Source organism: Arenibacter lacus, assembly GCF_008711145.1.
In the GTDB taxonomy this organism is placed as follows: domain Bacteria; phylum Bacteroidota; class Bacteroidia; order Flavobacteriales; family Flavobacteriaceae; genus Arenibacter; species Arenibacter amylolyticus.
The window spans coordinates 1-18,834 of record NZ_VVIN01000052.1 but is presented as its reverse complement, the minus strand read 5'-3'; the positions used below and the strand labels follow the sequence as shown (position 1 = coordinate 18,834).

15 protein-coding genes are annotated in these 18,834 nt (G+C 43.0%); 14 read left to right on the top strand and 1 reads right to left on the bottom strand.

Annotated elements, in window-relative coordinates; all coding sequences use genetic code 11:
- Positions 1–4 precede the first annotated feature (4 nt).
- The 6 genes from F1E73_RS13375 (at position 5) to F1E73_RS13350 (ending at position 6,229) form a co-directional block, all read left to right on the top strand.
- A complete protein-coding gene (locus tag F1E73_RS13375; RefSeq protein WP_150452187.1) occupies positions 5–1,015 on the top strand; it encodes a helix-turn-helix transcriptional regulator in 1,011 nt (336 codons plus the stop codon).
- A gap of 61 nt (positions 1,016–1,076) precedes the next feature.
- Positions 1,077–2,603 (top strand): type I restriction-modification system subunit M, encoded by a 1,527-nt coding sequence (locus F1E73_RS13370; RefSeq protein WP_150452186.1) that lies wholly within the window; start codon positions 1,077–1,079, stop codon positions 2,601–2,603.
- Positions 2,604–3,827 carry a restriction endonuclease subunit S gene (locus F1E73_RS13365; RefSeq protein WP_150452185.1) on the top strand — a complete coding sequence of 408 codons (1,224 nt, stop codon included), beginning with the start codon at positions 2,604–2,606 and terminating at the stop codon, positions 3,825–3,827. It abuts the gene before it with no gap.
- A 217-nt stretch (positions 3,828–4,044) separates the two neighbouring features.
- Positions 4,045–4,953, top strand: a complete 909-nt coding sequence (locus F1E73_RS13360; protein WP_005807145.1) for an IS1595-like element ISBbi1 family transposase — start codon at positions 4,045–4,047, stop codon at positions 4,951–4,953.
- Positions 4,954–5,024: 71 nt separating this feature from the next.
- The gene (gene sul2, locus F1E73_RS13355; protein WP_001043260.1) at positions 5,025–5,840 is read left to right on the top strand and encodes a sulfonamide-resistant dihydropteroate synthase Sul2; all 816 of its coding nucleotides are present in this window, start codon (positions 5,025–5,027) and stop codon (positions 5,838–5,840) included.
- An 86-nt stretch (positions 5,841–5,926) separates the two neighbouring features.
- Positions 5,927–6,229, top strand: a complete 303-nt coding sequence (locus tag F1E73_RS13350) for a phosphoglucosamine mutase (RefSeq protein ID WP_000251875.1) — start codon at positions 5,927–5,929, stop codon at positions 6,227–6,229.
- A gap of 175 nt (positions 6,230–6,404) precedes the next feature.
- Here F1E73_RS13350 and F1E73_RS13340 read toward each other — a convergent pair whose 3' ends face one another.
- Positions 6,405–7,898, bottom strand: a complete 1,494-nt coding sequence (locus F1E73_RS13340) for an IS91-like element ISCR2 family transposase (RefSeq protein ID WP_001120888.1) — start codon at positions 7,896–7,898, stop codon at positions 6,405–6,407.
- 514 nt (positions 7,899–8,412) lie between these two features.
- Here F1E73_RS13340 and F1E73_RS13335 point away from each other — a divergent pair.
- The 8 genes from F1E73_RS13335 to F1E73_RS13300 form a co-directional block, all read left to right on the top strand.
- Positions 8,413–9,972, top strand: a complete 1,560-nt coding sequence (locus F1E73_RS13335) for a reverse transcriptase domain-containing protein (RefSeq protein WP_150452184.1) — start codon at positions 8,413–8,415, stop codon at positions 9,970–9,972.
- Positions 9,973–10,224: 252 nt separating this feature from the next.
- A complete protein-coding gene (locus tag F1E73_RS13330) occupies positions 10,225–13,719 on the top strand; it encodes a DEAD/DEAH box helicase family protein (protein ID WP_150452183.1) in 3,495 nt (1,164 codons plus the stop codon).
- Positions 13,720–14,117: 398 nt separating this feature from the next.
- Positions 14,118–14,807 carry an SHOCT domain-containing protein gene (locus tag F1E73_RS13325; RefSeq protein WP_150452182.1) on the top strand — a complete coding sequence of 230 codons (690 nt, stop codon included), beginning with the start codon at positions 14,118–14,120 and terminating at the stop codon, positions 14,805–14,807.
- Between the two features lie 143 nt (positions 14,808–14,950).
- Positions 14,951–15,217, top strand: coding sequence for a TM2 domain-containing protein (locus tag F1E73_RS13320; RefSeq protein ID WP_150452181.1), 267 nt, complete (start codon positions 14,951–14,953; stop codon positions 15,215–15,217).
- A 73-nt stretch (positions 15,218–15,290) separates the two neighbouring features.
- On the top strand, positions 15,291–15,848 hold the full coding sequence (locus tag F1E73_RS13315) for a hypothetical protein (protein ID WP_150452180.1): 558 nt from the start codon (positions 15,291–15,293) through the stop codon (positions 15,846–15,848).
- A gap of 199 nt (positions 15,849–16,047) precedes the next feature.
- Positions 16,048–16,845 carry a hypothetical protein gene (locus tag F1E73_RS13310; RefSeq protein ID WP_150452179.1) on the top strand — a complete coding sequence of 266 codons (798 nt, stop codon included), beginning with the start codon at positions 16,048–16,050 and terminating at the stop codon, positions 16,843–16,845.
- A gap of 387 nt (positions 16,846–17,232) precedes the next feature.
- On the top strand, positions 17,233–18,024 hold the full coding sequence (locus F1E73_RS13305; protein WP_150452178.1) for an LEM-3-like GIY-YIG domain-containing protein: 792 nt from the start codon (positions 17,233–17,235) through the stop codon (positions 18,022–18,024).
- A 39-nt stretch (positions 18,025–18,063) separates the two neighbouring features.
- Positions 18,064–18,834: TM0106 family RecB-like putative nuclease (locus F1E73_RS13300; RefSeq protein ID WP_150452177.1), on the top strand; the 771-nt coding region annotated here is incomplete at its 3' end.

Genomic DNA, 18,834 nt, shown 5'->3' with positions numbered 1-18,834 from the left:
ATTTATGGCCATTACTAAAAATGCACTCATCAGGTATCATGCGTTGGATAGGTGTTTTAGCAATCCCGGCAAGAATTATGATATAAGCGCTTTGTTGGAGGAGTGCAACAAGGATTTGTACGAAGCCAATCCAGATTCGGATGGCATACAACGCAGACAACTCTATGACGATATTAAGTTCATGGAATCTTCCCAAGGCTGGTCCATAGACCTAGAAAAAATCAGAAATGGACGAAGGGTGTATTACCGGTATGCCGATTCCAATTTTTCCATTAAGAAGGAACCGATCAACGAACTGGAAGCAGAGCAAATAAAGTCGGCCATGCTGATTCTAACGCGCTTTAAGGGACTCCCTCAATTTGAGTGGATCCACGAATTGTTGCCTAAACTGGATCAGACTTTTAAACTATCCAATCAGTCCCAGGAAATTATGAGTTTTGAAAACAACGAGTTTTTAGAAGGTTTAGAGCATATTGCTCCCTTATTCAAAGCCATCCTCTACAAACAGACCCTAAGCATCACCTATAAAAGCTTTAAGAGTGAGGAGGACACTGTACTTACCTTCTCCCCCTATCATTTAAAGCAATACAACAATCGCTGGTTCTTGTTTGGGAAGAATGGTGATTATGAAAGCCTGACCAATCTGGCCTTGGACAGGATAGTAAAGATTGAAAGCTCCAGCATCCCCTATATTGAAAATACGGAAATCGATTTTAACGAGTATTTTGAGGACATCATTGGCGTATCCAAATCCGTGGGGGAAGAAGAAACAAGAATTGTGCTACAAGCAGAGCCCAAGCTGGCTCCTTATATAAAGACCAAACCCCTTCATGGATCGCAACGTACTATTGTGGAGGACGAACAAGGGTTTACCTTTTCTATACAGGTAATCCCCAATCACGAATTGGAAAAACAGTTACTAGCTTTTGGAGAACAACTGAAAATATTGGAACCAGCAGAACTTAAAGAGAAAATTAAGCTTAGATTACAGCACAGTCTTAACAATTTTGAATAGTGCACTTCTAATGCACACAAAACCTATATATTTACCATCGCATTAAAATAACGAGTATTATATGATTACAGGAGAATTAAAATCGCAGATAGACCAGATATGGAATACCTTCTGGACTGGGGGGATCTCCAATACCATTACTATTGTAGAACAACTCACCTACCTTATTTTCATTAAGGATTTGGACGAGACCGAAACCCGTAACGAGCGAAAGGCCAGGCGCGGTTTTACTTACACCCCCATCTTTGGGGAGAAACAGCAAAACTTCCGATGGAAGAACCTTAAGGAATTGGACGTAAACGACCGTCACAACATATTTAGCAACACCGTGGATGGTATCTTTCCTTTTATTCGTTCTTTAGGAAAGGAGAAAAGTTTGTTCAGCACCTATATGCAAGGCGCTTCCTTTGGTATTTCAAAACCAGTGGTATTGGATCAGGTGATGGAAAAATTGGAACGTATAGATATGACCAACCAGGACACCAAGGGCGATATCTATGAGTATTTACTCTCTAAATTGGAAGGCGGGGGTACGGCCGGTCAGTTTAGAACACCGCGCCATATCATTAAGCTGATGGTAGAACTTATGAAACCTACGCTGGAAGACACCATCTGCGACCCCTCCGCAGGAACTGCCGGCTTCTTGGTAGCCGCCAAGGAATATATAGATAAGCACACCGAGCTTACGGAGCTGGACAAATACAGCGACCATATTAATAAAACCATGTTCAATGGAACCGAGTTTGATGCTACTATGCTGCGTATTGCTTCCATGAACCTATACCTGCACGGAGTAGAGGAACCCAATATTGTGGATGTAGATGCGGTGAGCAAGGACAATACCGTTTCGGACGCCTATTCCTTAGTATTGGCCAATCCGCCCTTTAAAGGCACTATAGACAAGGAGAGTATTGCACCCGGATTACAGAACGTTACCAAAACCACTAAAACGGAATTGTTGTTTTTGGCCTTGATCCTGCGTCAATTAAAGACTGGTGGCCGTGCAGCCGTTATTGTTCCGGACGGGGTGTTGTTCGGTAGTGGCAAGGCTCATAAAAGCATCCGGCAGGAGATAGTGGCCAATAATAAGCTGGAAGCGGTGATCTCCATGCCTTCCGGGGTCTTTAAGCCCTATGCCGGAGTCAGTACCGCCATTATCATCTTTACCAAAACAGGCTCGGGCGGAACGGATAAGGTGTGGTTCTACGATATGCTGGCGGATGGAAAAAGTTTGGACGACAAGCGAAACCTATTGGTAGACCCGGAGCTTTTTGAGGCCTTTAGTTTTGGCGAAGGCGCCGAGGCCCTTACCGAAGCGGAACAAAAAGCCCTGCACGAGAATTTTAACCTACCCGACATTATAAAACGCTATCCCGAACGCGCCAAGGACCAACGGGCTCGTACCGAACAAAGCTTTTTGGTGCCGTTTGAGGAGATACAAGAAAACGACTGGGACCTGAGCATTAACCGCTATAAGGAAATCGTATACGAGGAAGTGGAATACGATGCGCCCAATATTATAGTTGAAAGAATTAATAAACTTTCTGAAGAAAGAATGAATTTATTGTCAAAATTAAATGTTGGTTAAATGAGTTTGGAAGAATTAGGGACAGTTTGTGATTTACAAAATGGGTATGCATTTCGGTCTCAGGACTATATTGAAAATTCTGGAACTGTTAGTTTAAGAATGAGTAATATTAGACCAGGAGGAACTTTTGATAATGGTTATAATTTAAGATATTTACCTGATAGTTTTCAAGAAAAGTTCTCAAATTATATTATTAATGATGGTGATTTGGTCATTGCAATGACTGATCTTGCAAATGATCCTAAAATATTAGGAATACCAACAATAGTTGAGACTGGTGGTATTACTTGGTTGTTAAATCAACGTGCAGGTAAATTAGTAGTTAAGGATTCCTCAAAGGCTGACAAAAATTACTTAAGATATATTTTGAATCACCCAATACACCGAAACTATTATAAGATGTTCGCTGGTGGTGGTTTACAAATTAATATAGGAAAAAAGGAAATTCTAGGTGTAAAAATCCCCCTCCCCCCCCTTGCCACCCAACAACGCATCGCTAAAATTTTGGATGATGCGGCGGCCCTACGCGATAAAACCGCCCAACTCCTGAAAGAATACGACGCCCTGGCGCAAAGTATCTTCTTGGAGATGTTTGGGGATCCTTATCATAATCCAAAAGGTTTTGAAATTGTAAATATTAATTATTTTATCGAAAAGCTAGAATCAGGTAAATCTGTTAATTCAACTAATGACAATTATATCAAAGGAGAAACTGGTATACTAAAAACAAGTTGTGTTTATAATGGAGTCTTTGATATTCGTGAAGCTAAAGTTATTCGAGAAAATGAAATTGATAAAGCTAAATTAAATCCCAAAAAAGATTCAATTATTATTAGTCGAATGAATACAGAAGAGCTCGTCGGAAAATCTGCATATGTTGATAAAGATTATAATCATTTATTTCTTCCAGATCGTTTGTGGCAATCTGTTAAATCAGATGTTGACCATTCGGTTTTATGGTTGTCGAATGCAATTAGTCAACACTCGTTTATGAAAAGCATAAGTAGAGTTGCTACAGGAACTAGTGGAAGTATGAAAAACATTTCACAAAAAAAGTTTTTAGGTCTTAAAATAATAAACCCTCCCATCGACCTCCAGAACCAATTCGCCGACAAAATCGCTTTAATTGAGCAACAAAAGGAATTGGCCAAGCAAGAGCTTAAGGAAAGTGAGGATTTGTTTAATTGTTTGTTGCAAAAGGCGTTTAAGGGGGAAATACAATGAACAATAAACAGTTAGCAATGATCAATGATGAACTTGTACGTCCCTGATTAGGCTTAACCGGTTTTAGAAATTGGGTTCAGTCAGTGGCGCCCCTCTTGCTCCTTGTTTAAAAAAGGGTCAGGATAAGTATTAATCGGATAAAATATAAATTTAATATCTGATTCTCCGCAAACACACCTAATATTTTTAGTATATTAGCGCTCAAAAAGCAGGGATTATGAACATATTCAGTTTTACGGCTCATTTCGGTTCGGAGGAAGATTGTCGTTTGCATTTCAAGGAGCAGCGTGATAAGGAAGGGGTTGTCTGCAAGCGATGCGGGGGCACTTCCCATTATTGGTTACAGGGTAAATGGAGTTATGAATGCAAAGGTTGCCGTTTCCGCACCTCGTTGCGCAGCGGTACGATCATGGAGAGCTCCAAGCTGCCGTTTCTGGTGTGGTACAAAACGATGTTCCTGATGAGTTGCACAAAAAAGGGATTCTCCACCAACGAACTCCAGAAGCAATTAGGATTGAAGCGTTACGAACCGGTATGGGCGATGGTACACAAACTCCGCAGGGCGATGGGCAACCGGGATGCAAGGTATACACTGGAAGGGATGATAGAACTGGATGAGGGTTACTTTTCGGTGGCCAGTAAGGAAATCGAGCGAGGCAAGGGTACACGTGGCCGGGGAGCCGAGGGAAAGCAGAACGTTGCGGTGATGGCCGAAAGCACCCCGTTGGAAGATATCGAAACGGGCAAAAAGGAGAAGCATGTGCGTTATTTCAAGGCCAGGGTACTGGATAGCCATCAAAGTGAAGGAATCAACGGCGTGGTCAGGGACTGCATGGAGGATGATGCCATCGTATTTTCGGACAAAAGCACTTCTTACGTTGACATCTCCGATCTGGTGGAATTGCACGTCACCGAGAAATCAGACGCCAAAACCACCAAGGAAACACTCAAATGGGTGCATATCGCAATCAGTAATGCAAAACGGACATTGCTGGGCAACTACCATAAAATCAAAAGGAAATACTTACAGTTGTATCTCAACGAGTTTATTTACAAATTAAACAGACGGTATTTTGGAGACAAACTCTTTGACAGACTAGTAATTGCGAATATAACAGGTGCATAAACGGATAATCAGAATCTTTAAACATCCTAATTAACTACCTGCGGATTTTAGGTATTATTATAGAAGCCCCCATGAATAAATCGCTCATCATTTTCGGCATCGTCAACATAACCTCGGACAGTTTCTCCGATGGAGGCCGGTATCTGGCGCCAGACGCAGCCATTGCGCAGGCGCGTAAGCTGATGGCCGAGGGGGCAGATGTGATCGACCTCGGTCCGGCATCCAGCAATCCCGACGCCGCGCCTGTTTCGTCCGACACAGAAATCGCGCGTATCGCGCCGGTGCTGGACGCGCTCAAGGCAGATGGCATTCCCGTCTCGCTCGACAGTTATCAACCCGCGACGCAAGCCTATGCCTTGTCGCGTGGTGTGGCCTATCTCAATGATATTCGCGGTTTTCCAGACGCTGCGTTCTATCCGCAATTGGCGAAATCATCTGCCAAACTCGTCGTTATGCATTCGGTGCAAGACGGGCAGGCAGATCGGCGCGAGGCACCCGCTGGCGACATCATGGATCACATTGCGGCGTTCTTTGACGCGCGCATCGCGGCGCTGACGGGTGCCGGTATCAAACGCAACCGCCTTGTCCTTGATCCCGGCATGGGGTTTTTTCTGGGGGCTGCTCCCGAAACCTCGCTCTCGGTGCTGGCGCGGTTCGATGAATTGCGGCTGCGCTTCGATTTGCCGGTGCTTCTGTCTGTTTCGCGCAAATCCTTTCTGCGCGCGCTCACAGGCCGTGGTCCGGGGGATGTCGGGGCCGCGACACTCGCTGCAGAGCTTGCCGCCGCCGCAGGTGGAGCTGACTTCATCCGCACACACGAGCCGCGCCCCTTGCGCGACGGGCTGGCGGTATTGGCGGCGCTGAAAGAAACCGCAAGAATTCGTTAACTGCACATTCGGGATATTTCTCTATATTCGCGGTTCAGCAGGCATGTCCCCTTTGAGGGCGACCCGACGACAGGATAATCGACCTTATGGTGCGCAAATATTTCGGCACAGACGGTATTCGTGGCAAAGCCAACGAAGGCGCGATGACGGCGGAAACCGCCTTGCGCGTCGGCATGGCGGCTGGCCGTGTCTTTCGTCGCGGTGACCACCGCCATCGTGTCGTGATCGGCAAGGATACGCGCCTGTCGGGCTATATGCTTGAACCCGCGCTCACAGCCGGTTTCACCTCGATGGGCATGGACGTATTCCTTTTTGGCCCGCTGCCGACAACGTATAGGAAGAATAAACGCCCTTTTCACCCAAGTCCAACAGCTTTGGACCGCAGTTGACTCTTTCGACACCCCTGCGATGCAACCCAATCCGGCTGACGGGGAGCCAGCAACGCTGAAAATTTACCCTCCTCTTTCCCACTAGCGGCTCCTTTTCCGACAACCAGCACGGCGGATCCCTGCCGCGGCGCTGTGAACGCAGCATTTTGATTGGTATCGTTGGCCTTCAGGCTCGTCAGTCAAACAGACCCAGGAGCAGCTCAGCCGGTGGCGCCCGGCTTTCGGGTAACGCCCTGGTCCCGCTGGTTTCGGCTTTGTGCTTCAGGTGATCAAGGATCTGCTTGATCACTATAGGGTCTTCAATGCAGGCGATGACTTTCATGGCGCCGCCGCAGCCGCTGCAGGTCTCGATGTCGATATTGAAAACACGCTTGAGCCGTTGCGCCCATGTCATCGACGCTCGCCGTTGTGCTGGTGTTGCCGGTTCATCAGCCACCCTGACCTTGTTGCCCCTGCCCCGTTTTGCCGGCGTGACCAACGCCCGGTGCCGACTGTTGGGTGCGAACACCCCGTGGAAGCGGGTTAGGTTGACTCTGGGCTTCGGTACCAGGGCGGCCAGCCTTGCAATGAAATCCAATGGTTCGAAAATGACGTGCGTGGTGCCGTCCCGGTACGGCGTCTTGAGCTGGTAGCGCACGTTGCCGCCTCGTGTTAACGACAGCCGCTTCTCGGATACCGCCGGGCGGCTGATGTACCGGCACAGCCGTTCGAGCTTCTTGCGTTCATCGGCCCTGGCCGCCACGCCGGCGTGCAGGCTGGACCCGGCTACCTTGCCAATCCCGTCACCGAACGGATCACCACTGGTCGGCAGAGTTTGCAAAGTGAACACCTTTCGCCCCGCCTGTGAACCGACAGCGATACGGTAAGTGATCGAGTGCCCCAGCAGGGGTGTCATCGGGTCGTCATCCACCGCATCCGAGGCCAGATAGCTGTTTTCGACATCCCGTTCCAGCAGGCCTTGCCGTTCCAGATAGCGACCCACCCGGTGGGCGATGGTGTGCGTCAGCTGGGTGAGCTCTGGGCTGGTCGGCGCCTTGACCCAGCGGAAACGCGCTGAGCCGTGGGATTGCTCGACATACACACCGTCGAGAAACAGCATGTGGAAGTGAACATTCAGATTGAGCGCCGATCCAAAACGCTGGATCAGGGTGACCGCGCCCGTCTTGGCCACTTGGTGGGTATGGCCCGCTTTCTTGACCAGGTGCGTGGCAATGACGCGGTAAACGATGCCCAGCACCCACCCCATGATCTCGGGCCGGCTGGCAAACAGGAAACGCAGCTGAAACGGGAAGCTCAACACCCACTGACGCATGGGTTGTTCAGGCAGTACTTCATCAACCAGCAAGGCGGCACTTTCGGCCATCCGCCGCGCCCCACAGCTCGGGCAGAAACCGCGACGCTTACAGCTGAAAGCGACCAGGTGCTCGGCGTGGCAAGACTCGCAGCGAACCCGTAGAAAGCCATGCTCCAGCCGCCCGCATTGGAGAAATTCTTCAAATTCCCGTTGCACATAGCCCGGCAATTCCTTTCCCTGCTCTGCCATAAGCGCAGCGAATGCCGGGTAATACTCGTCAACGATCTGATAGAGAAGGGTTTGCTCGGGTCGGTGGCTCTGGTAACGACCAGTATCCCGATCCCGGCTGGCCGTCCTGGCCGCCACATGAGGCATGTTCCGCGTCCTTGCAATACTGTGTTTACATACAGTCTATCGCTTAGCGGAAAGTTCTTTTACCCTCAGCCGAAATGAGCCGTAAAACTGAATATGTTCATAATCCCTGCTTTTTGAGCGCTAATATACTAAAAATATTAGGTGTGTTTGCGGAGAATCAGATTTAATATAAAGAATACTAAAATAGGGTCAAGATGGCCGAGAAGAACGTTTAGCACGATTACTATCACTTGGGATATACGCCAAGTGAGGTACTTATACCAAAGTCTAAAGATGACACATTTATTTGTGCAACTAAGGACACTATGGCAAGCAGCAAGCTTGTTATATGGTTAAGTAAGATGTTGTTCATTATTTGAGCTGTTATGTTTATGACAGTTAATACAAAGATAGCAATATTTATACCTGAAAAGAGTAGCGACATCGTAACCAGAAGTGGTGAAAATGTCGAAAGAGCACTGTTCAATCATAAGCCTGCTACTAGTAAATCTTGGCCCTTAATTTTAAAACTAATATGAAAGATCATCCTTGGATTAAACTGAAAAAATATCCTCATATTGGTTTCCCCTTAGAATCTAAGGATATTTCGTATTTGGAGAACTATATAACAAACCCTGATGTAATCGCAAAACATAGTTTTCTTCCTTTTTTACACCGTACCATTTATCAAAGAAAATTTAGAGCAAACACAGAGGGTGTACTCAATAAAAGCAAAAAACGAACGCGTGTTAAAGCAATAAGACCAAAAGCAAGAGAAATATATTTTGCTAGTCATTTCGATGCTCAGATTTATTCCTATTACAGTTATTTGCTTTCAGAAAAATATACACAGTTACTCAAAACTAAAAGTTTCGATAAATCTATAGTAGCCTATCGAAAACTTGGAATTGAAGGCAAGAACAAGTGCAATATAGATTTTGCTTTAGAAGCCTTTAAGTTTATAAAGAGAAATCAAGACAAAGAGCTTACTGTTATAGTCGCAGATGTCACCAATTTTTTTGATAGTTTAGATCACAAAATTCTTAAACAAAAATGGGCATCAGTTTGGGATGGTTCAACAACGTTACCTAAAGATCATTACAGAGTGTACAAGTCTCTAATCAATATGAGATATGTAAATGAGGACTTACTATTTAGAAATTATAAGGACAGGATATGGGTTAAAACATTCAAAGAGAACGATCCAAAAAAATCCCAAAAGCGACAAAAAAGTATTAAGCACAAACGATATTTAAAAGATAATAACGCCATTGCCTATTGCGATAAAACTGATTTTTTCAAAAACAGTTTAAACTTAATTACAAAATCCACAAGGACAGAAGGAATTCCGCAAGGAACTGCGCTTAGTGCAACATTAGCAAATATCTATATGATAGATTTTGATCAAGAAGTTCAAGATTTTATAGATAGTGATAATGTAAAAGGATTTTATCAGAGGTATAGCGACGATTTAATTATTGTTGTCCCGAGGGAATTTCAAGAAGAAGCCATAAAACGTCTGCGCACATTGGTATACGATAAAGTAAAACTAGAAATACATCGGGACAAAACAAAGGTGTACCAGTTTAAGGAGGTCAACGGTAAGTTAAAAGGATATGAAGTCGACGAACTAACAGGGGAAAAAACCAACAAAACATTAGAATACTTAGGTTTTGAGTATAATGGACAAAGAGCAATTTTAAAAACGGCTGGCTATTCAAAATTCTATAGAGCAATGAAGCGATCTTTCAAACGATCAACATCCCTAGCCATTAACTCTAAAAGCACTGATGATGAAATCCATAAAAGCGCGCTATATAAAAGGTTCACTTATAAAGGAGCAAAGCGACGAAAGCTATATACGCCAGATCCTCTAAACCCTAATAAGTTCAAAGAAAGTTTTCGCTATGATTGGGGTAATTATCTAAGCTATGTAAATAAGGCTAATGATGCTTTCAGGCATTTCAATCAAGGAGATCAAATCAAAAGACAGTCCAGAAAGGTCTGGTCAAACTTTCATGTTTTAATGGTTAAATCCCTTAATAAAATTGAAACAAAAAAGAAGTTATCTTCTTCATATAAAAAGAAAAGCTAAAATTAAAGATAAAACCCATTGTTAATGGCAAAGATTGGATATAAGGGGGCACCATTCTTTGTCATAAAGACCCGTATTTGATCCTTAGTAGGAGGTCATGAGTCAGCTACCCGCACCTAATACCCTGGGAAGGCTGCTTAAACATTTTTCATAGCTGAATGGGCGCGGGACTACATCTTGTCTGCTATAGTAGGAAACAAATTACTAAATTCTTATAAATACCGTATATTTAGTCTTTTATTACCTTAGTTTATGAATACCAACTTTCAATTTCTAGAAGAGGAGTTTTCTACCTTCTTCGATAGAGCATCCAAGGCAGAACAATTGGTGATTACGGATCCCCGCACCTCTTTGTTGTACAGTCGCATGGCTTTGGAAGAAGCCATCAACTGGATGTACGCCCATGATGCAGAATTGGAAAAGCCGTATGACACAAGCTTAAACAGCTTGATGATGAACCATGAGTTTAAGGCTCAATTCAACCATAAACTATACAACGAGCTCCATATCATAAGAAAAGCGGGGAACCTGGCCGCCCACAACAAAGTTGTGAATGATGTGGACTCCCACAAATCCATTGACGCCCTTTTCTATTTTGCCAAATGGTTTGCAAAATCGTACAGTCAGGAACCCCTAGGGACCATTGGTATTTTTAATTTTGATTACATCCCTAGAACAGGGGCGCATACGCTTTCTAAAAGGCAAATTGAACAGCTGCAGCAAAAACTGGATAAAGAATTAAGCAAGCACCAAGAGCAGCTAAAGGAAAAAGAGGAAGAACGACTCAAACTTGCGGAAAAGAACCAACTCTTCCAACAACAAATAGAAGCCTTACAGGCACAAATTGAAGCCAATAAGGTAAAAGCCAATACTCAGGACGAGGTACAGCATCCAAGGAATGAGGCAGAAACCCGTAAATACCTTATAGACGTGGCCCTACGTGAGGCTGGCTGGGATTTGTCTGGGGTAAATGACAAGGAATACAAGGTGAACCATATGCCCAAGGCTACCAACCGTAGCGAAACTGGCTATGTAGATTATGCGCTCTGGGACGATGATGGGCTGCCATTGGCATTGGTAGAAGCTAAAAAGACCTTGGAAAGTGCTTCCAAAGGCGAAAACCAAGCACAGCTCTATGCAGATGCCCTGGAAAAAATGCACGGTAGACGTCCGGTAATGTACTACAGTAATGGTTATGAGACCTATCTCTGGGACGATCAGTTTTATAAACAGGCAAGACCGGTACACGGATTTTATACCAAGGCAGAATTACAAACTCTCATGTTCCGCCGTAAACACCGTAAGGATATCCGTACCGCCCCTATAGACACCGATATAGCCGGACGTACCTATCAGATGCGCTCCATAAAGAGTATTGCGGAACACTTTTCCGGGTACGATAAAAGTACAGGAAAACTTATTGGGACCAATAGAGGGGCTTTATTGGTTTTGGCAACCGGGACGGGAAAAACACGGACGTCCATCGCCTTTTCTAAATTGATGTTGGAGTGCAACTGGGCCAAACGCATCTTGTTTTTGGCCGACAGGATAAGCCTGGTGGAACAGGCCAAGCGGAACTTTGTTAAATTCTTGCCACAGCATGCCAGTGTAAATCTTCTGGAAGAAAAGGACAACCCCGATGCCAGGATTGCGTTCTCTACCTACAAAACCATGATGGGGCTTATAGATGGAAGCCGCTTGGACGAAGGGAGGTTTTATGGGGTAGGCCATTTTGATCTGGTCATTGTGGATGAAGCACACCGTTCCATCTATAAGAAATACCAAGCTATTTTTGAGTACTTTGATGCCTTGTTTTTAGGACTTACGGCCACCCCAAAAAATAATATAGACAAGAACACCTATCACGTTTTTGGATTGCCAGACAAGTCCCCTACCGATGCCTATACCTATGAGGAAGCGGTAAGAAACAAGCATTTGGTTCCCTACAGATCCATAGCCGTACCTACTAAATTCCTACGGGAAGGGATAAAATACCAAGATCTGTCCGAAGAAGAAAAGGAAGCCTTTGAAGAGGAAATATTGGATGGTGAGGAGGCTACCGGAAACGAATGGATTTCCTCCAGTGAGTTAAACGACTGGCTGTTCAACAAGCCAACCACCATTGAAACCTTGCGATACCTGGAAACGCACGGGATTAAAAAACGAGGCGGGGACGAGTTGGGGAAGACCATTATTTTCGCCAAGAATAAAAAACATGCGCATTTCCTAAAGGAGATGTTCCTGGAACTGGACAAAGAAAGGTATGGGAACGATTATGTGAAAGTCATTGCCCATAGCGAACCCAAATCAAAGGAATTCATCAATAGGTTCTGTGATGAGGAAAAAGACCGTTTGCCCCAGATCGCGATCTCCATAGACATGATGGATACGGGGATAGACGCCCCTAGCTGTGTGAATCTAGTATTTTACAAACCTGTAAAATCCTATACCAAGTTTTGGCAAATGATCGGTCGCGGCACACGACTCCGACCCGATCTTTTTGGCGTCGGAAAAGATAAGACCCATTTCCTCATATTCGATCTATGTCAGAATTTTGAATTTTTTGATGAAAATCCCGAAGGCATCGAAACCACTGCACAGAAAAGTTTAACCGAAATCCTTTTCGGCCTACGCTTGCAGTTGGCCCAATACCTAAAAAGCGAACAGTTTAAGGACCAGATGGATTTGCAAGACTACCGCCAAGAATTATTGGATGGACTACATGGGGAGGTCGCGTCATTGGATATTACTAGGTTCGATGTGAAGATGAAATTGCAGATCGTACATGAATTTGGCAATAAAAACAGGGAAGTATGGAACCATTTGTCAAAAAAAGACTGTAAACGGATCGAAGACGAACTAGCGCCTTTAGTGAAGCCCAAAAAAGGGGATTCGGACTTGGCACGCTACTATGATAAAATCCTCTATTCCCTCATTGCCAAAAGACTGGAAACGCCCAATAGCGAGGCTTTTGTAAACGATTTGGTGGTGCCCATCACCAAAGTAGCCGGCACTTCTAAAAAACTTTTGAAAAAAACGACTATTCCGGCCGTAAAATCCAAGGAATCTTTGATTAAACTACCACTAGAGGAATCCTTCTGGAAGATAGATGGCATTGCCCATTTGGAAAAATTGCGAAAAGGAGTCCGGGAATTGGTAAAATATATAGATCCCGTGGATCAAAGGTATGTTACCACCGATTTTGAGGATGCCATTTTGGAAGATAAGGTGGTTATCCGTGATATGGCTAGCGAGCCACAAGAATCCTATCCTTCACCCTTCCAGAACAACCTGCACCGCTTGGAAGAGTTGATAAGGGAAAACAAGGACCATGTTACTGTGGAAAGGATACGGAAGGGAGAGCAAATTACCAAGGAAGAATTACAGGCCCTGGAACGAATTTTATTCACGGATAAACTAAGCAAGGAATCCATTGAAAAAGAGCTGGGCAAGGAGTTTAATTTAGTCCAATTCGTCATTGCCCTAATGGGCTTGAGCGCAGAAAAAGTAGACGAAGCCTTCTCGCAATTTATCAATGACTATAAATTGAATGCGGTCCAGATACAGTTCCTGGATACCATAAAACTATTTCTTACTAAGAACGGAAAAATAGATCCTACCAAATTATACGATTCCCCCTTTAAAAACTACCACAATATGGGAATAGATGGGGTCTTTAACGAGCAACAGGCAGACATCATTTTTAAGATTGTGGCCGATTTCAATACCCATCAACAGGAGGCATAGTATTCTTTTAAGCACTATCCACTAAAGAAACTTATTAAAAACTTAGAAGGGGCTGAGCATATCCAAAATTCAGCCCTTAGCTATTGATGGTATAGAATTATCTTTGATTCTTCCGTTCCTAGGCTACCTTCCTTTCCTAGATAGGTAGCCTACCAAATCCCCTAAATTTCAATTATTCCGATTGGGTGCAGATAGAGTGCACGCAACAGGTTCATATTTGCAGTAATCATCTTAAACACTGTAACTATGAAACATTTTTTAATCACTCAACCCTTCATTTACCTACCCTCTATAACAACTTACCTAGCGTAAGGTAATACTACTATAGGAACTCCTTCCCTAGATGGGACCAATGCATCTGTACTCAATTTAAAATCCTAATATAAATTAAGCCTACTATGAAAAAACTAGTAATTGCAATTCTTTCTATCACCGCCACCAGCGTAATGGCGCAAAAACAACTCGATGAATTGACCTTCGAAGACACCCAGAATGCGGCAGTATTCGAAAAAATCCGGAACAACACCAAAATATTAAAATATACCGCTGCGGACGGGTCGGTACTAAAGGTGGGCGACACCCTGGTGATAGGATTCCCATCGGGAAGCATAACCGCTACAACCGCTGTAGCCGGCGGGTACCGGGTTGGAGCCGCCAAAGCACGTTCTAAAACCAAGAGCAATTTCCAGACCATTATCATGGGTAAACCAGCTGGTTTTGGCAACATCATGGCGGCTATGGCCGGAGAGACACCGAACAACGCAGGGGCGGAAATGCAAGGGGAAATAGTGGTGATCGCCGAAATGTCTGTCTTCCACAAGGGAAGTAGAAAGAAACCCTTACAACTGACCATTCTTCTTGGAGAACCCAATGGAAGGGCCTTTGGAATCAATAAATACCTATCCGTAACGGACTATGAGAAATCTGTCCTCGCCGGGGAAATTAAAAGCATCAATGCACCCTTGACCAGGGAGGAGGCCATCGCCAAATTAAAAGAATCCAAGGATCTATTAGACCTAGGCATAATTGCCAAGGAAGAGTACGAAACCCTAAAAGAAAAGCTCACTCCAATTATTGTTTCTGAATAATTGTGCCAAAGCACATTCTAAATCTTATCAGGGATGTAGGTGCTAAGAACCAAATCATACAAAGTGGAGGCTAGCAACCACTATAAAAAACGGGGCGTCCTCCGAAAAGCCAAACGAGTAGGAATTAATAAATTATATATATTATGGATACCAACAAATTAGTGATTTATGAAATTCGAAGAGCGAAACCAACTTCCATTTGGTTATTATTCCTTTTTCTAGGATGGTCTTATGGATCCCTAGATAAAATGGGGCTTCAAATCTTATTCTATTGTACCCTGGGTGGACTGGGGTTTTGGACCTTTATAAGGCTGTTTACCTTAAATGGGGCCATTAAAACCTATAACCGTAGGATCGCAAGACAACTAGGCCTGGACACCGAAGAGATGGCTACCCTTAACTTGCTGTAAGTCCTCACCCTTTGGTTGTCATACTATAAGAGGTATTCATTGGCAAATAGATCCAATAACAAAATACAGACCTATGACGAGGATAATTTTATGTATTGCGATCGTGGTCCTTATGATTTCCTGTAGCAAAAAATACTATTACATAGAGCTGCATAGCGATGTACATTTCCTAAAAGGCGTATTAGTACGGGAACAAAGGTCCATGGAACTCCGTGCAAAATCCGATTCAGCTGCCTATTTGAAAGCCCAAGAATTGTTCAGGATTTCAAAAAGGGCTGCTGAGGATCTGCACGTACACAATACTGTTATGAGTAGTATTCCTACTGGGTTCAAGCTGATCAATAGGGAAGGGACGGACCTCGCCAAGACCTTCAAATTTGAAGTGGAACCCCTTATAAACATGAAAAATGATACTATAGATAATTATCAAGGGGAGGGAGTAAAGGAACCCAAAATGCCATGTAATGGTTTATCAATTTCCAGGCACCACAAGGTCTTGGATAGTTGCAATCCGAAAGCCCAAGAAAGAATGTGCTCCAGCAAAGAAGGGCAATTCCATACAGATAGTACGCGAAGTATGGATAAAAGAATCCAAGGTCCTAGAAGCTCGTTGAGATTGCGTTTGAAATAGCCCACTCCATGATGCTCATTAGTGCCCTAGGTAGCTTTTGAATCGATGGGTTTTACTAAATCATGATTTTACTCCTTTGAAATCGGATGAAATTACACCCTGCAGGGCAGGTAAACGAATAAGGTTAGATAGAGGAAAATTCATTCCCAAATTAAACATCTAGTTAATATAAAATTTTTAAAAAACAATTACAATAATTATGAAGACCACATTACATTTTACTAAAATAGTTATTGCAATCACCTCACTACTAGTAGCAAGTTGCAGCAACGTAATGAACAAGCCAATGAACCTAGAGGATTTTGATAAGGTAAAGGAAGAAATCTCCAAAAATTCTGAGTATACCCCCGAAAAGAGCGCTTATATTACCGATCATTTAAAGGAAAGTCTTGGCTTCCTTGAAATGGGAAAAACCATGGGAAAGGCGATGAGACAAAAAATAGACGCCTCCGTAATACCGACTTTTAAAGAAGAGATAGCCGATTTGTCCGTAGCCTATGATTCTATTCGAAACGCAAAACTATCGGCAAAAAGGAACAATGAAAAACTAGAAAACTTTACGGAGCTTGTAGCGGCAAACACAATTTCCCTGGACAAGTACACGGGATATTTGTCCATGAATTTAAAGTTCCATAATGAGTTCGACAAAGAAGTCCTCTATATCATTTTAAATTACAAATACATCAATAAGTACGACTCAAAGTTTTTTGATGAGAAGACAAAACTAACGGATGAAGTTGCTGGGGATTTTAAAGGGGAAGTAGAAGTGATGACCACTGAAAAATATAATGATGTCGCCAATTTCATGTATACCAAGGTGCCAACAAAGGCAAGCCAGGAATTGCAAGATGAACTTGGTGAGGAGGCGGCCAATAAAAAGGTAAAAAACGACTTTTTAATGGAAGGATTAGAGGTAAAAACTTTAGGCATCGTATTTAAGGACAAAACAGAACTGTTTTATGAGGATGCAGAATGGGAGTATTTGGAAAGCCTATAGAACCCATGGCAAGAGAACTGTGGCACAAAACGAACCGTTACAAATTCCGCGCATAGTTAATACTAATGGTTCGAAAGCCTGTCCACAGCTCAGCCGAAGGATTACATCCTCCTAGGTGATACCGGCATGGACGACTATTTAATTCGGGTAAATATACGATGGTTCAATAAAGTATCTTAACGTTTGTTGCATTCCAATAAACTAACATAGCCTTTTCTCATTAAAAGTTTAAAAGGAAGTGGTAATGACTCAACACCTGTAAGTAATATAGACTCTTGGGGGTACCGTTCTAAGTATTGACTATATTTATGATTTGCCAAATTAAAAATAGGCTACAGGGAATTTATAAAAATTTGACAGTTGGACTAAAAATTAAAAGCGAAGTATATGTTTGATGTAAAAACCATAGAACAATTAAAGTACTATGTCTATTTATTAATAGACCCCAAAACAGATGAACCGTTCTATGTAGGTAAGGGTACAGGAAACAGGGTCTTCAATCACGTGAAATGCGCTTTAGAAGAGGAGGAATCATCTAGTCATAAATATGAAGAAATCAGACGAATATTATCTGAAAATAATCAAGTTAAGCACCTAATAGTTAGACATGGGCTAACAGAAAATAATGCTTTTGAAGTAGAAACGGCTCTTATAGATACCTTTAAATTCATTCCGAAGTTTAAATATTACGTGCGCGGTAACATACAGGGTGGCGTTAACTCCATTGAAAAGGGCTTAATGACTACAGATGAAATAATTAGGCTTTACAATGCAGAAACCCTTTTTGAAATTGGAACTAATTGTGTAATTATCAATATTAATAGGACTTATAAAAGAGGGTCCAGTGAAAATACAATTTATGATGCCACAAAAGAAATTTGGGATATTAAAGAACGCAGGAGAAAACAGATCCAATACGTTTTAAGTGAATACAGAGGTCTAATAGTAGAGGTGTTTAAAGTTGTAAAATGGTATTCCAAAGTACGTGGCTATAATCCTGGAGCAAAAAAATATGGACAGACCTATTTAGGATATGGCTTCGAAGGTATAGTTGCGGAGGATTCAGAAAGAAACAAGTATATCAACAAGACCATCTCTCCATTTAAAAAAAGAGGGTTTGCCAGTGTTTTAATTTTTCCAGAAACATTACAAAAGTTGCAAGCAACTACGCTCAAATAACCATTATTAATCAACACAACCATCTTTCTTCATTTTTTTATGAAATCCAAAAACAACCAAATTATTTATAGCCCTTCAGATTTATCTTCTCATCTTAGTTGCAAACATCTTACCCAGCTCAATAAACAGCATGCATGGGGCGAAATCGATGGCCCAGAGGAATTCACCAACCGTGCACTAGTCTTACTTAGAGAGAAAGGAGTTGAATTTGAAGAGAATCACCTACAAGAGCTTAAGGATCAAGGAAAGTTAATTTCAGAAATTACTACTGATGATCCCCATGCTGAGAAGCATACAATAGATGCCATGAAAGCTGGTATGGATGTTATTTATCAAGCAAGGTTGAAAGAAGATGGTAAATGGAGCGGATGGGCTGATTTTTTAAAAAAGGTTGATAAACCAAGTAATTTAGGAGAATGGTCTTATGAGGTGTGGGACACCAAACTAGCGAATGAAACCAAGGCTGGGACAATCTTACAAATTGGACTTTATTCAGAGCGCGTAGCTCAAATCCAAGGTGTAAATCCAGAGAACATGGGTGTTATAAAACCTGAAGGTAAAGAATACTATCGTTATGATGAACATGCGGCATATATACGAGTGGTAAAGCGAAATTTGGAGGAAGCAATTGCTAGTGATGAAGAGACATACCCTGAACCAGTCAGCCATTGCGATATCTGCAAATGGTGGAAGAACTGTACTTCTATTAGACGTAGCGATGACCACCTTACTTTTGTGGCTGGAATGGGTAAATCGCAAATAAAGGAACTCAATCTGCATGATGTTGACACTCTGGAGAAACTGGCCTGT

Coding starts and splice junctions, on each gene's coding strand:
- F1E73_RS13305 (WP_150452178.1), top strand. CDS start 17,233: ATGTTTGATGTAAAAACCATAGAACAATTAAAGTACTATGTCTATTTA.
- F1E73_RS13350 (WP_000251875.1), top strand. CDS start 5,927: ATGGTGCGCAAATATTTCGGCACAGACGGTATTCGTGGCAAAGCCAAC.
- F1E73_RS13315 (WP_150452180.1), top strand. CDS start 15,291: ATGACGAGGATAATTTTATGTATTGCGATCGTGGTCCTTATGATTTCC.
- F1E73_RS13370 (WP_150452186.1), top strand. CDS start 1,077: ATGATTACAGGAGAATTAAAATCGCAGATAGACCAGATATGGAATACC.
- F1E73_RS13325 (WP_150452182.1), top strand. CDS start 14,118: ATGAAAAAACTAGTAATTGCAATTCTTTCTATCACCGCCACCAGCGTA.
- F1E73_RS13320 (WP_150452181.1), top strand. CDS start 14,951: ATGGATACCAACAAATTAGTGATTTATGAAATTCGAAGAGCGAAACCA.
- F1E73_RS13335 (WP_150452184.1), top strand. CDS start 8,413: ATGAAAGATCATCCTTGGATTAAACTGAAAAAATATCCTCATATTGGT.
- sul2 (WP_001043260.1), top strand. CDS start 5,025: ATGAATAAATCGCTCATCATTTTCGGCATCGTCAACATAACCTCGGAC.
- F1E73_RS13330 (WP_150452183.1), top strand. CDS start 10,225: ATGAATACCAACTTTCAATTTCTAGAAGAGGAGTTTTCTACCTTCTTC.
- F1E73_RS13360 (WP_005807145.1), top strand. CDS start 4,045: ATGAACATATTCAGTTTTACGGCTCATTTCGGTTCGGAGGAAGATTGT.
- F1E73_RS13310 (WP_150452179.1), top strand. CDS start 16,048: ATGAAGACCACATTACATTTTACTAAAATAGTTATTGCAATCACCTCA.
- F1E73_RS13340 (WP_001120888.1), bottom strand. CDS start 7,898: ATGCCTCATGTGGCGGCCAGGACGGCCAGCCGGGATCGGGATACTGGT.
- F1E73_RS13365 (WP_150452185.1), top strand. CDS start 2,604: ATGAGTTTGGAAGAATTAGGGACAGTTTGTGATTTACAAAATGGGTAT.
- F1E73_RS13375 (WP_150452187.1), top strand. CDS start 5: ATGGCCATTACTAAAAATGCACTCATCAGGTATCATGCGTTGGATAGG.